The sequence below is a fragment of the Stenotrophomonas sp. S4 genome (genome assembly GCF_054187805.2).
The window spans coordinates 4,470,079-4,482,994 of sequence record NZ_CM196188.1 but is presented as its reverse complement, the minus strand read 5'-3'; the positions used below and the strand labels follow the sequence as shown (position 1 = coordinate 4,482,994).

At 62.3% G+C, this 12,916-nt stretch carries 14 protein-coding genes and 1 pseudogene; 8 read left to right on the top strand and 7 right to left on the bottom strand.

The genetic code is table 11. The features are described 5' to 3' along the window. Positions 1 to 34 precede the first annotated feature (34 nt). The gene (locus tag ACUZUJ_RS20910; RefSeq protein ID WP_458220504.1) at positions 35 to 1,306 is read left to right on the top strand and encodes a DUF2254 domain-containing protein; all 1,272 of its coding nucleotides are present in this window, start codon (positions 35 to 37) and stop codon (positions 1,304 to 1,306) included. A 72-nt stretch (positions 1,307 to 1,378) separates the two neighbouring features. Here ACUZUJ_RS20910 and ACUZUJ_RS20905 read toward each other — a convergent pair whose 3' ends face one another. Genes ACUZUJ_RS20905 through ACUZUJ_RS20885 form a run of 5 tightly spaced genes read right to left on the bottom strand, consistent with a single transcriptional unit; the run spans position 1,379 to position 4,399 of the window. Then, the gene (locus ACUZUJ_RS20905; protein ID WP_180889752.1) at positions 1,379 to 2,140 is read right to left on the bottom strand and encodes a sulfite exporter TauE/SafE family protein; all 762 of its coding nucleotides are present in this window, start codon (positions 2,138 to 2,140) and stop codon (positions 1,379 to 1,381) included. A gap of 18 nt (positions 2,141 to 2,158) precedes the next feature. Beyond that, positions 2,159 to 2,596, bottom strand: coding sequence for a protein tyrosine phosphatase family protein (locus ACUZUJ_RS20900; RefSeq protein WP_005420843.1), 438 nt, complete (start codon positions 2,594 to 2,596; stop codon positions 2,159 to 2,161). Beyond that, complete coding sequence (locus ACUZUJ_RS20895; protein WP_005420840.1) at positions 2,593 to 3,024, bottom strand: DUF6691 family protein; 432 nt, start codon at positions 3,022 to 3,024, stop codon at positions 2,593 to 2,595. Before ACUZUJ_RS20895 ends, ACUZUJ_RS20900 begins: the two co-directional genes overlap by 4 nt. Further along, positions 3,021 to 3,461 carry a YeeE/YedE family protein gene (locus ACUZUJ_RS20890; protein WP_005420838.1) on the bottom strand — a complete coding sequence of 147 codons (441 nt, stop codon included), beginning with the start codon at positions 3,459 to 3,461 and terminating at the stop codon, positions 3,021 to 3,023. The genes ACUZUJ_RS20895 and ACUZUJ_RS20890 overlap by 4 nt, the downstream gene beginning before the upstream one ends. Further along, complete coding sequence (locus ACUZUJ_RS20885; protein ID WP_458220503.1) at positions 3,458 to 4,399, bottom strand: MBL fold metallo-hydrolase; 942 nt, start codon at positions 4,397 to 4,399, stop codon at positions 3,458 to 3,460. Before ACUZUJ_RS20885 ends, ACUZUJ_RS20890 begins: the two co-directional genes overlap by 4 nt. 171 nt (positions 4,400 to 4,570) lie before the next feature. Here ACUZUJ_RS20885 and ACUZUJ_RS20880 point away from each other — a divergent pair, with 171 nt between their 5' ends. Next, the gene (locus ACUZUJ_RS20880; protein ID WP_021202108.1) at positions 4,571 to 4,864 is read left to right on the top strand and encodes an ArsR/SmtB family transcription factor; all 294 of its coding nucleotides are present in this window, start codon (positions 4,571 to 4,573) and stop codon (positions 4,862 to 4,864) included. Positions 4,865 to 5,099: 235 nt separating this feature from the next. Here ACUZUJ_RS20880 and ACUZUJ_RS20875 read toward each other — a convergent pair whose 3' ends face one another. Beyond that, the gene (locus ACUZUJ_RS20875) at positions 5,100 to 5,819 is read right to left on the bottom strand and encodes a hypothetical protein (protein WP_458220502.1); all 720 of its coding nucleotides are present in this window, start codon (positions 5,817 to 5,819) and stop codon (positions 5,100 to 5,102) included. A 458-nt stretch (positions 5,820 to 6,277) separates the two neighbouring features. On the opposite strand from ACUZUJ_RS20875, the gene ACUZUJ_RS20870 reads away from it, so the two are divergent. The 6 genes and pseudogenes from ACUZUJ_RS20870 to ACUZUJ_RS20845 all read left to right on the top strand — a co-directional run bounded on the left by ACUZUJ_RS20870 (position 6,278) and on the right by ACUZUJ_RS20845 (position 10,919). Next, the gene (locus ACUZUJ_RS20870) at positions 6,278 to 6,601 is read left to right on the top strand and encodes a helix-turn-helix domain-containing protein (protein WP_074725740.1); all 324 of its coding nucleotides are present in this window, start codon (positions 6,278 to 6,280) and stop codon (positions 6,599 to 6,601) included. A gap of 97 nt (positions 6,602 to 6,698) precedes the next feature. After that, entirely contained in the window at positions 6,699 to 7,463 is a 765-nt protein-coding gene (locus ACUZUJ_RS20865) for an ImmA/IrrE family metallo-endopeptidase (RefSeq protein WP_244152977.1), read from the top strand. Positions 7,464 to 7,898: 435 nt separating this feature from the next. Continuing rightward, on the top strand, positions 7,899 to 8,513 hold the full coding sequence (locus tag ACUZUJ_RS20860) for a hypothetical protein (RefSeq protein WP_458220501.1): 615 nt from the start codon (positions 7,899 to 7,901) through the stop codon (positions 8,511 to 8,513). 894 nt (positions 8,514 to 9,407) lie between these two features. After that, a pseudogene (locus ACUZUJ_RS20855) lies at positions 9,408 to 9,842 on the top strand (ComF family protein); the annotation flags it as partial. Between the two features lie 58 nt (positions 9,843 to 9,900). Next, positions 9,901 to 10,452, top strand: a complete 552-nt coding sequence (locus ACUZUJ_RS20850; RefSeq protein WP_049400854.1) for an HdeD family acid-resistance protein — start codon at positions 9,901 to 9,903, stop codon at positions 10,450 to 10,452. After that, on the top strand, positions 10,449 to 10,919 hold the full coding sequence (locus ACUZUJ_RS20845; protein WP_049444150.1) for a SecDF P1 head subdomain-containing protein: 471 nt from the start codon (positions 10,449 to 10,451) through the stop codon (positions 10,917 to 10,919). Before ACUZUJ_RS20850 ends, ACUZUJ_RS20845 begins: the two co-directional genes overlap by 4 nt. Before the next feature lie 52 nt (positions 10,920 to 10,971). Here the strand turns inward: ACUZUJ_RS20845 and ACUZUJ_RS20840 are convergent, their stop codons facing one another. Next, positions 10,972 to 12,774 carry an MFS transporter gene (locus ACUZUJ_RS20840; RefSeq protein WP_049444148.1) on the bottom strand — a complete coding sequence of 601 codons (1,803 nt, stop codon included), beginning with the start codon at positions 12,772 to 12,774 and terminating at the stop codon, positions 10,972 to 10,974. Between the last annotated feature and the right edge of the window lie 142 nt (positions 12,775 to 12,916).

Here is a 12,916-nt window from a genome sequence, read left to right as displayed (position 1 = left end):
GCTATTGATGGTCGAACTTCCCAGGAAGTAGCCCATGCTCACCAGATTGAGGCTTGCAGCCAGCAAAGTTACAAAGCGGATGTGGTTCCGCTCGACCCTGTATGGCGCCCTAGGCATCATCACGGCGTTGGCGGGCGCGTTCCTGAAGTTCCTCATTCCCGTCGGCCTAGCCGCACGGATCGGCGCAGATTCCGTCGGCAACATTCTTGGCATTCTTGCCGCGTCGATGCTGACGGTAACCACCTTCTCGCTGTCCACCATGGTCTCGGCATACGGGTCCGCGTCCAGCAGCGCCACCCCGCGCGCGGCCCGCCTGCTGATCGAAGACACCCGGGCCCAAGGTGCGCTGGCCACCTTCATTGGTGCCTTCCTGTTCTCGATCGTGGGCCTCATCGCGCTCAGCACCGGCATCTACGGGGACAGCGGCCGGCTTGTGCTGTTCGGGGCAACCATCGCGGTCATCATTGTCATCACAGTGACGTTGCTCAGGGCTATCGAGCAGTTCTCACGCTTTGGCCGCGTTGGCGAAACCATCGATCTGGTGGAGCGGGCGACCAAAGCGGCAATGAAGCGCCGCGCCGCGGAGCCTCGGCTCGGCGGAGCCAGTGCTGTCCCGGTAGGGGAGGGGGCGGTACTGCTGGTTGGCGATCAGGTTGCCTACGTTGAACATGTGGACGTCGCCCGGATCGACGGCATTGCACAGGAACATGATCTGCGCGTTCATCTGCTCTGCCAGCCGGGTACGTTCGCAACTCCGGCCCGTCCCTTGATAGCCATCGAGGGAAATCCACTTCCGGACGTGCAGAGTGAAGTGATCTCAGCCATTTCCTTTAGCGACGCGCGCTCCATCGAAAATGACCCACGGTTCGGGCTGGTCGTGCTTGCGGAAATTGCCCAGCGAGCCATGTCACCTGCGGTGAACGACCCTGGGACCTGCATCGACGTCATCGGGACATGTGTCAGGCTGCTCTGTGCATGGTCCAGCCACGCAGGGGACGCTGCGACAGGCGAGGTGCTGTATCCGCGCGTGCACGTGCAGTGTCTCGACGTACGCGACATGTTTGAGGACGCGTTCACTCCGATTGCCAGGGATGCCGCCGCGTCCCTGGAGGTCAGTATCCGGCTGCAGAAGGCCTTCGCAGCGTTGGCAGGGTCCTCGAATGAAGCGACAAGAGTCGCATCACAGGCGCATGCCCGCATCGCGTTGGAGCGCGGCCTATTGGCCATGGATTTCGAAGCTGATCGCGAGGCGCTTCGAGCCGTCGCATCTTATTTGACTCTGGAAGATGTGGACCACCGTTCGTAGTGTCTTCCTATCAAAGCCTTTGAAGCGCTGCGCTGGCTATCAGTGCTCGGCTGTGGTCTGGAGCACATCCGGTCAGCTCACCTTCCACAGCATGTATGCGGCAGTAATGAAGATCAGTACTGCAAATACCGTGTTCAGAGCTCCACGATAGTTGGCAAGCTTCGTCGAAATTGCTGCTCCTGCAGTACCGCCAGCCATCCCGGCAACGACGAACACTGCCGCGAGCTTCCAGTTGATCAGGCCTGCATGCGCGTAGTTCAGTGCGGTGGTCATGCCGAATGCGGCGACGGCGAGGAGCGAGCTTCCGACTGCGGCAATGATCGGCATTCCCGTCGCGGCCACAAGTGCGGGCACGATGAGGAAACCTCCGCCAATGCCAAAGAAGCCAGAAAGCCCACCGGCAGTGGCGCCCAGCCCAATCAGTGCGGGTGCATTGCGCCTGCCGAGCCGAGCGTCCGCGAAGCCAAGCGTGTTGCGCCTGCGAAGCATGGCGATGCCGACAATGACCATGACCACAGCAAACAGAGCCAGCAGTCTCTTGCCGTCGAACGCCTTGCCCAAGCTGGAACCCAGGTAGGCGCCCGCGATCCCCGCCAAGGCGAAGACCGAGGCACAGGGCCAGCGAACATTCCCTTTACGGGCATGCATCACCAGATTCGACACCGCATTGACCGCCACTGCCAGGGCGCTGGTGCCGATAGCCACATGCGGATCTTCCACCCCGACCACGTAGAGCATCAGTGGTACCGCAAGGATGGATCCGCCCCCACCAACCACGCCAAGGACGAAGCCGACCAGGACGCCAGACAGGCCGCCCAGCGCCCACTGCAGCATAGATAGCGTTTCCATATGTCAGTCGGCGGACGCCGGACCTTGCTGCAGCCGTGTTGCGATGGAGGAAAGGTCGTAGCCTGCGTCCGAAGCAACAGACAGGACGTCAGCAAATGCCGCTCCATTGTGAACGACTTCCGACAGCGCCCACAGCATCGCAGCACGGGTGCCGGTTCTGCAGTACGCGACAACAGGGCGTGGCAGCGCGTCGATCAACTTGGCAAAGGTATGCACCTGATCATCGGTAATGACACCAGGCACTACCGGAAGATAGGCAAACTGCATGCCCGCCTGGTCGCAGGCAGCCTGCAGCGCATGGTGACTGGGCTGCTCCGGCTGTTCGTCGTCGGGCCGGTTGCAGATCACGCTCGCAAAGGCCTGCTCCTTCAGGGCTTCAATGTCCTTTGGCAGGAGCTGACCGGACACCTTGAGGCTGGCAGAGAGTGGCTTGAGGTTCATGGTTGTCCCGTAGTTGCGGTGGGGCGATGAATGAGGCCATGCAGGAGCACGCCAGCGATCATTGCCGTGGCAAAGATGATCGCGAAGGGCTGGCCGGTTCCCAGCAACGCGATGGCCGGGCCGGGACACACTCCGGCCAGTCCCCAACCCAGGCCGAATATCGCCGCACCGATGACCAGGCGCCGATCGATGATGCGAAGGGTGGGAATGTGCAGCGATGCGGCAAGCAGTGGTGTTCCTCGGGCGCGTATCCACAGGTAGGCTGCGCCGGAAGGAATCAGTGCGCCCAGCATGACCAGCGCCAGGGAGGGGTCCCAGGCGTCGCTCACATCCAGGAAAGCAAGCACGCGGGCTGGGTTGGCCATATCGGATACGACCAGGCCCAATCCGAAGAGTGCGCCGCACAGGAACGCGGCAAGACGGATCATGCCGGGCCTCCGGTCGCAATCTGTACCAGGGTTGCCGTGGCCATGCCCACGAGCATGAACACGCAGGTCGCCACCACCGAACGCGGCGATGCCCGGCCTAGTCCGCAGACACCGTGCCCACTGGTACAGCCAGCGCCAAGGCGAGTTCCGTAACCCACCAGCAGTCCGGCAATCACCAATACCACTGCTCCGTTTGCGGAGAGCGCCGGCAGGGGTATGGGCCTGGCCACCATTGCCAAGCCTGATGCCAGGGCAAGTCCCGCCAGGAACAGGGCAGCACTGCTGCGTCCGCCGTCACCCGGCATGCCCAGTGTCCTGGCAAGCAGACCCGAGATGCCAGCAACGCGCCCGAGAAGGAGTAGATAGGCTCCGGCCGCTGTTCCGATCATGGCACCGCCAGCGAGCGGCCAATACCAGGCCAGATGAGAGAGCGTCATAGCAGGTCCATCGGCAGCTTGAGGTAGCGCACGCCGTTTTCTTCGGGTTCGGGCAGATGGCCGGCGCACATGTTGACCTGCACTGACGGCAGGATCAGCCGTGGCATCGGAAGCGTGGCATCACGAGCCTCCCGCAGTTCCACGAACATGGCTTCACTCACGCCCTCGTGCACATGCATGTTTGTTGTCCTTTCGGCACCGATGGTTGTTTCCCATGCGAAATGGTCCCGGCCGGTGGCTTTGTAGTCATGGCACAGGAATACGCGGGCGGCGTCGGGCAGGGACAGCAGGCGCTGGATCGAGCGATACAACTGGCGCGCCGAGCCACCTGGAAAGTCGCATCGGGCGGTGCCGTAGTCCGGCATGAACAGCGTGTCTCCAGGAAATACGGCGTCGCCGATCACGTACGCCAGACAAGCGGGGGTATGGCCTGGCACGTGCAGCGACATCGCGTGCAGATTACCGATGCGGAAGGAGGCACCGTCGGCGAACAGGCGATCGAACTGGCTGCCATCCCGCTTGAATGCAGTGCCGGCGTTGAAGACCTTGCCGAAGGTTTCCTGGACTGCGGTGATGTGTTCGCCAATAGCCAGCGCGCCTCCCACCTGCTCCTGCAGCCATGGAGCCGCGGACAGGTGGTCGGCATGCGCGTGGGTTTCCAGCAACCATTGCACCTGTAGGCGCTCGGCCCGCACGTAGTCCACCAACGCCGATGCGGAGGCAGTGGAGGTGCGGGCTGCGGCCATGTCGAAGTCAAGGACGCTGTCGATGATGGCGCACGCTGAAGAAGATGGATCGCGTACGACGTGACTGGCAGTGAAAGTGGCAGGATCGAAGAAGGTCTTTACATGAGGCGAGGGGAGCAGGCCGGCACGGGCATCGTTGACGACGCGGACAGCCTGCTCCAAGGGGGCGTCTACCGCTACGGATTGGTTCACGACTGGCTCCGGGGGGATTGGTTGCTTAATCATTACATAGTTACATAAGGTGTGCAACTATAGAAGCATGCTAGACTGGGCGCCTTCCCCATGGTGTTTGCATCACATCACCCGGCCAAGTTGCCCTTACCCGTGACCAGCCCCCCATTCAGCCCGTCAGACCTAGCCACGATGAAGGAGCGCGTGCCCGAAGTGGCCGAGTTGCTGCGCTTCATGGCCACTCCCTCCCGCCTGTTGCTGCTGTGCCAGCTCGCGCAAGGTGAAATGACGGTGAGCGGACTGGAGGACGCCACCGGCATCCGACAGCCGGCGCTCTCCCAGCAACTGGCCGAACTCCGCCAACGAAAGCTTGTAGCGACCCGACGGGAATCGCGGTCGATCGTCTACCGCATGGCAGACCCGCGCGTTGCAGCACTGCTGGGCGCGATGCATGGGATCTTCTGTGCGGACGATACATCAACTTGAAGTGGCCTAAGGCGTCTAGAAGGGACGGGCTAGACTCACTGACCTAGGGGAATTTAGGCCATCGGCGTAGTCTGCCCCAAAACCAATTGACCGCAGCAGGCTCGAGGTCTGCTGCGGCCTAGGGATGTTTATCAGGGATGGGGTGGATGTCTGCTTATGGCCGAAAGCGGACGTCGATTGGGAGTAGCGCGTATCAACTGTCATCGCAGGGGCGCAAGGCAATGTGTTGGGAGACCTACCGTTCCCGGTCGAAGCTCTTCTTGTGCTCGGGCGTTCTGCCCAACTCAGCGGATCTCTCCCATGAGCGGGTTCTTGGCATATCAAGGAGCTGCTCCAATGAATCAGCCGAACGGATTCTGTAGCCTTGCGCCGTACTGGCGACGGCTAGCCACTGCGCTGGCGGTTCTCCGCTTCCCATCAGCTTCCTCATTACGCTGAGTCGCCTCAGATAGGATTCGAGGACCCTTGGTGCCACGCCAAGCGGAGACGTTTGTCTATCAAGCCCAGTGCAGTTAACCAGGAGATCCACCATCGCCGTTCCTCTGGTGGCCTGACCTTTGCTCGCTTCGGGGTCCCGCAAGAATGCGGAGTAGCGCATTGCACCAATCGTTATTTCATCTTGATCCTTCGCGCCGAAGCACAAGAAATGGGCCTTCTTGGCGATATCCTGCATCTGCTTATCCTCCAGATAGCGCTGAAGGTTGGCTGGTGGCCACTTGCCGCGTTCTGAGCGTGCGGCCGGCCAGCTGCGCTTGAACTCCAACGCCACACACCAGTCCCCCCCCGCGATGAGATCGCCGAACGTGCCGTCGAGAGGGGTCTGCTGGAACAGATTCACAGGCAAGGGTTTTCCAGTTCTACCGCTCTCGTAACCCAATGCGTAGATGAAGGCACCTAGGAGCTGGTTCTCGTAGGCGATGCCTGGACGTGCAGCCGATTGAAGACTGGTACTCAATTGCTTCTCTCCTGATGACACGATTCGCGCGCTCGGTTCGACTGTCCGCACGGGTCGCTCGCGGGATTTGATGGCTTGATAAGTCCGGAGAGGGGGCGGCCGCATCCAGGCACCGCCCCTCCGACCTAGCTCAGCGCTTTGTCTTGGTGGGATCGACCAGTCGGTAGGTTGATCCGCGGGTCGGCGTCGGTGGCAGGGGTTCCCGGCGCACTACGGTGCGCTCGGGACCTTGCCCCCCACGTGGGCCGATGATCTGGTACTGACCCGACGTCGGGGCGGGCTGACCCGGCTTGAGTCCACTGGGCTTGCTCATACTGGCCTCCTTGGGCGATATCGGTATTGCATGAGTGGATGTTCGGTGGACCGAACAAGGCGGAGTGTGCCGTGCATATTCGCTACTGTCAAAAATCTTGTTCGGTATAGTGCAACTTGCGATTGCACTGACCTTATGCACAAACATGAACAAAGCCTTTCAGACCAAGGTCAAAGATCTTCGGAAAAAGTCCGGCCTCACACTCGACGCCTTGGCGGATGCCAGTGGCATCAGTAAGAGCTATTTGTGGGAGATAGAGAATCGCAAGGAAGCTCCCAGTCCCTCAGCTGAGAAGCTGGGTGCGATCGCTGGCGTCTTTGGCGTTACGGTCGACTTCCTGCTTCACGAAGAAGCCGGGAGCCCGGAGGAGAGGCACTTGGATGAAGCCTTCTTCCGCAACTACAGCAACCTTGAGCCGGAGGACAGGGAACGTGTCCGGAAGATCGTCGACAGCTTCAGAAAGGGATAGGTCCGCGGCGCTGACCCCGCCGAAGGCCGCTTACAGGCTTACGAATCTGCTAAATGCCATCTCGCAAGCCCACGGCACGCCTAGATTTCCTATAGACGTGCAGGGCCTGGCGTTGGAGGCCGCGAACATCTTCAAGTGGGATGATCCCATCACCGAAGTGCGTGGGGAGGCGATCAACAACTTCGACGGCGCTCTGTTCCCGGATGACAGGCGCAAACGCTGGCTTCTTCTGTACAACAGTGCCCTAAGGTCACTCGGCAGGATCAAATTCACCCAGGCTCACGAACTAGGGCACTATTTATTACACCGCCATGAACGCGAGTGCTTTCAGTGCACCGATGAAGATATGGTCGATCTCGACCTGGATGAACGGGATATTGAAGCCGAGGCGGACTACTTCGCGTCGACATTGTTGATGCCGCTAGACGACTTTCGTGCGCAGATGGGCACTGACGCTAGTCTTGATGCCATAAGCGGTTGTGCCGATAGATACGGGGTATCTCTGACTGCTGCACTACTTCGCTGGATTGGTTACACAGACCACAACGCTGTGGTAGTTATTCACCGCGATGGGTACGTCCTGAAGTCCAAAGCAAGCCAGTCCGCGTTTCGTAGCGGGGCGTTCTTCCCGTCGCGGCGGAAGGTCATCGCAGTCCCAGACGATGTACTTGCGTCTAGTGACGTGCCGAAGAATACGATAGGCGTTGAAACGGACGCTAAGCTCTGGTTTCCATATGTGGCAAGTGGAACAAGTCTTCGTGAAATGAAGGTCACTGCCGACCACTATGACTTCGCCATCTCACTCTTGGTTCTGCCACGAGGGACCTCTGCTTGGAAGCCGCGCTGCTCAGACAAGGCATGATTCAGTGGGATTCGCGGTCAAGCTGCTGTAGATGAGACGTCTCCTTTTGGCCGAGAGCAAACTTTGCCGCACTCGCTGAGCTGTACGCTTTGGCTGCTTAAGGTCTATGGCACTCAGCTCCGATCTGCTCAGTGAGAACTGTTAGGGATTGCTGGAATGCGGCCGCAAATTGCTGACCACCGACTCTCTCGTGGCTATGAGCGATCGAGGGAAGCAGTCTGGTTCACGTGTCGAGAAGGATCTCTTGGTCTTTGTGTGTTAGAAACGAAACCCGCAACCCATACTCCATTGCTTTGAGGTAGCCGCGGTGCATCTCAAGCGCGGCCTCGCAAGCGTGGAGGCGCTCAAGGATTTCTGTGATCTCGGAGGTCATGGCAGTCTGGACAGGCAAGGGGCGGGAAGGCGATAGTCTGCGATCGTCTAGACGAGTTCGCCATGAGCATCCTCAACCTTTTGCTCACTCGTGACCACCTTGTCGTTGCGGTAGATACCTTGGCAGAGGATGCTCTCACAGGGGCACATTCCGCTGGGGCAAAGCTGCTGCTGATCCCTCAGCACAACCTTGTGTTTGCTACGCGAGGTTCTATGCAGTTCTTCCTTCGCATTTATGAGTTGGCGCTGCAGGCCAGCTTTCGCGCAGATTTCTCAATGGAGCAGTTATCTGCCGAGCTGGGGTTTGTGGTGGACCAGTTGTGGCCGAACTACGAGAAGGCGGCGGCCAAGGCGGGATTGCCAATCGAGCAGCTCGGGACCGAGTTGGTGCTTGGTGGCTGGTCGCCGAAGAACGGCCGGATGATGGCCACGGCATATGCCAAAAGCGGCAACCAGCGCCCTTGTGTGGCCCAGCCGATTGGGGGGCAGCTGGCGTCGCCAGGCGAACCGCTCCAGGCTGTGATTCCTAGCATGGCCCAGACGGATCTACTGGCCCATGCGCGCCTGCAGGCCAGCCACCTCAACGAGCAACTGGGCCGGCGGGTGGCGGGAGGCCGGCTGCTGGCTGGGTTCCTGCAAAAGGGGCAAGCCGTGCTCAAGGATCTAGGAGAGATCTAGGTCGTTGGCGTTAATCCGGCCAAGGCCAGAATTCCCGCCGCGGCGAACTGGTCGAAGTTCTTTCTGACTGGGCCCGACCGTCGTTTCCACTACACATCATCTATCCACCGGGAGGACTTCGAAGTGCGCGTCTCCCGGAATTCATCGACTGGATGTTGCGGTGGCCACCACTGCCGCTCAACGCCTGAATGTCAATCACCGTGTACCAGCACGTCCGTCTGCAATGGAAGACCTTTACTCCGGACACCGGCCCTTGGGGGCGGCAGCAACGATCAGCTCGACCAGGGCTGCCAGGTACTACATGGCCGTTACTGGCGGAGCCGTCCCGCCAGTGCGCTGCATCAAACTGGTCTAATCCGAACGTGCAAGTCGCAGCCACGCTCCTGCGGAACTCGCTGGCAGCACATTGGCCAGTATGCGAGGCGCCGTGGTCCGATGCGCCCACGGCAAAGCAATACCAGCTCGGTGTGGCTGGTTGAACATAAGCAGCGCAAGTATTCAGCCGAAACGCCGCTCATTGGTCCCTCCGTGTAGGAGAGGAAGCGGCAGCCATCGAGCAGGGCGACCTCACTGACAACTACTTCTCGAATGAAGCAAGACGCGTCGCACATGATGGCCGAGAGTCGATATTGACTGAGATCTGCGGCCACTGAGATTACAAACACCACAGGCGTATTTGGCACGATCCCCCCGCTGTGAACTTGGGAGTGGACGTCCAGACACACTACAGTTCATGAACGTGCTGCACCCCGCGCTTGAGCATGAATTCTTGTCGCCTGCGTGGCGCAGTGTACGTGAGATTCATGGATCAATGACGTACACGAATTCAGCGACACAAATTTCGAATATGTGATGAATGTTTGTCATGGGCGACAACAATTTGGGACGTGCATACTGCCACCGGTCGACCAGCTGCTGGTGCGCTACAAGTTTCATCAGGACCTGGCGGCCGGCCGCCTGCTGGCGCAGTTGATGCGACGCGCACCGCCGCCCTGGTCATGCCCACCGCTGGTGCCGGTACCGCTGCACCGGCGCCGCCTGCGCCAGCGCGGCTACAACCAGGCCGCCGAACTGTGTCGCCTGCTGCCGATGCCGGTCTGGCACGGGCTGTACCGGCAGCGGCATACGGCGCCGCAGTCCGAACGCACGGCCGAACAGCGCCGGGAGAACCTGTTCGATGCGTTCGATGTACGCGATCCGGTGCCACCGCGACTGACCGTGGTCGACGACGTGATGACCACCGGCAGTACGGTGATGGAGATTGCCGAAACGCTGCGCTGCGTGGGCGCTGAAGAGGTGCGGGTATGGGTGTGCGCGCGGGTGCCGTGATCGTCCTCTTCATCGCCAGGGGCTAGGATGAGGCCGGTTCCGGATCGAAGGAGTGGCCATGAATTCCCCCTTGTCTCCCTTGTTGTCGGCGGTGGGTCGCAGCTGGTGGATCCTGCTGCTGTATGGGCTGGTTGCGCTGGGCTTCGGCATCATCGCCATTGGCTGGCCGCTGTCCGCCGCCATGGCACTGGCGTGGACGCTGGGCGTGATGGCCATCGTTGAAGGTGTCATCAGCCTGTTCGCACTGGTCAGCGGCGGCAGCGGTGCGTCGCGTGGCTGGCTGGCACTGTATGCCATCGCCTCGCTGGGTTTCGGCATCCTGGCGGTGATCAATCCGCTGGCCACCGCCAGCGTGCTGGTGCTGTTCCTGGCGGCATGGCTGCTGGTGGCCGGCATCTATCGCATCGTGTTCGCGATCCGCGTACGCAAGCAGATCCAGGGCGAGTGGCTGCTGATTCTCAGTGGCGTGCTGGCGGTGGTGCTGGGCCTGCTGTTCGCTGCCAATCCGTATGCAGGCGTGGCGGTGACCACGCTGTGGATCGGCATCGGCAGCCTGCTGTACGGGCTGTTGCAGGTGCTTGTGGCGTTCAAGCTGCGGAAGCTGAAGTGAGGGTTGCGCTTCCGCTTCTGCTGGGGGCGGCGCTGGTGCTGGCCGGATGCATGCCAGGTGCCGCGCCCGGTGCGCTGGCAGGCAAGGAGCATGCGCCACGCCCCGGCGTGGATGTGCGCCTGAGCGCGGTCGATGCAGACGGCAAGGGTACCCAAGCGCAGTGGCAGGGCGAGACGCTGGCCCTGCGCGAGCCGCCGATTGCCGGCAGCGCGGACATCGCCGATGTGCGCTATGTGCTGGATGAAGGCAAGCAGCCGGGCCTGCAGATCCGCTATCGGCCGGAGGCGCACCAGCGCATCCACGATGGCACCGCGGCCCTGGTGGGCCAGCGGGCGGCGATCAGCGTGGACGGCCGCGTGCTGATGGTGGCGACGGTGCAGGGACCGTTCGGCGAATCGATGATGCTGAGCGGGCTGTCCAGCGTTGCCGAAGCGCAGGCGCTGGCCAGGCACATCACGGGCGAATGACGGGCGCGCCTGCAACCCCGCGCTGCGCGCGGAGGTCGACCCAGGTCGACTGCTACCGCGCGAAGCGGGCCTCGATCTCTTCCAGCGACTTGCCCTTGGTCTCCGGCAGCCAGAACGCGGCTACCAGGAAGAACACGAAGGTGCACGCCGCCCAGAACACGAACATGCTGGCGTAGCCGTAGTGGCCCACCGTGGGCAGGAAGATCGCGGCGATGGTGGTCGACACGAACTGGTTGATCAGCAGTGCGATGCTCATGCCGTTGGAGCGGATGCGGTTCGGCATCAGCTCCGACAGCGCCAGCCACACGCAGACGCCGGGGCCGACCGCGAAGAACGCGACGAACACCAGGATGCAGGCGGCCACCGCCCAGCCGTGGGCCGGCGGCGGCACCGGGCCGATGCGTGCCTGCTCGATGCGCAGCGGTGCCTGCGCGGCCTTGGCCGGGTCGGCGAACGGGTTCAGATGCAGTTTGCGGAAGAACGCGCCGATCACGCTGTCCGGCTGCACGGTGCCGGCACGCTCGATGCGCAGCTCGCGGTCGGTCAGATTGTCGCTGCGCAGGGCGCGCACATTGGTGAAGTCGCCATAGGCATACGACACGGTCAGCTGCAGCGGCCTGCCTTCGCTGTCGATGCCAACACCCAAGCGCTGCCACTGCGCGTCATCCAGTACCAGTTGCAGGCCATCGCCGCTGACCGCCGCCTGCAGCTGCGGCTGCACGTCGGTACGGCCGCGCTCGGCCTGGAAGAACAGCGTGGCGGCGGCCAGCAGGGCCACGCAGATGCCGCCGCTGCCGAGCATCAGCAGGAATTTGCGGCCCTTGCGGTCGACCAGCAGCAGCGCGACCACGGTCATCACCGCATTGAGCAGCTTGATCGCCACGTCAGCGCCATTGGCCACCGAGCCGGACAGGCCCGCCTGGTTGAGGATGTTCACTGCGTAGGCCAGCACCGAGTTGATGCCAGTGGCCTGGGTGCAGGCCAGCACCACGCAGGCGAGCAGGAACGGCACCACGTAGCGGCGGCTGAGCAGCGGGTCGCGCTTGCCGCTGCTGCTGCGCGATTCCGGTGCCTGGATCTGTGCAAGCGTGGGTTCCACCTCCGCAGCCGGCAGCACGCGCTGCAGGCTGCGGCGCGCGTCATCGATGCGGCCGCGCCGCACCAGCCAGCGCGGTGACTCGGACAGCCAGAAGATGCCGGCGCAGAACAGCAGGCCCGGCGCCAGGCACGTCCAGAAGATGGTGCGCCAGGCGTGGTCCTTCACCGCAAACAGCTCCTGCGCCTGCTGCGCGACCGGCAGTGAGCGCACGGCTTCGGCGGCGGCATCCACTGCATGGGCCTGGTACAGGCCGATCAGCGCCGCCAGCACCAGGCCGACGGTCAGCAGCAGCTGGAACATCGCCGCGCCGCGCCCGCGTCGTTCGGGGCTGAGCACTTCGGCCAGGTACAGCGGAATCACCACGCCGATCAGGCCGCCACTGATGCCCTGCAGCAGCCGGCCGAGCAGCAGCGGCGTGTAGCCCGAAGCCAACGCCATGATCGGAATCGAGGCGGTGAACAGCAGACCGGCCAGCAGCATCGCGCCGCGGCGGCCAATCAGGTCGGCGACCATGCCGGCGAACAGCGAGGACAACACACTGCCCAGCAGCACTGCCGCGACGACGAAGCCGAGCTGCTGGCTGCTGAGCTGCCACGCGTGGCTGGCCGTTGCCTCCAGGTAGGGCAGGGCACCGGCGATGATGCCGATGTCGATGCCGTACAGCAGGCCACCGAGGCCGCCGATGAAGAGCAGGTAGCGTACGGGCCAGCGCGGGGTGGTGGAAGCGGGTACGGCAGGTGCGGCGGCTGCGGTCATCGGCGTATTCCTGGAATAACGGGGATGGTGCGTGGCTGAGGCATTGCGCTTGCGCGCTTCATGTAGAGCCGAGCCATGCTCGGCTTGCCGCGCGAAGCGCGGCACGGACGTCATCGATGTCGGTATGAAAAGCAGCCGAGCC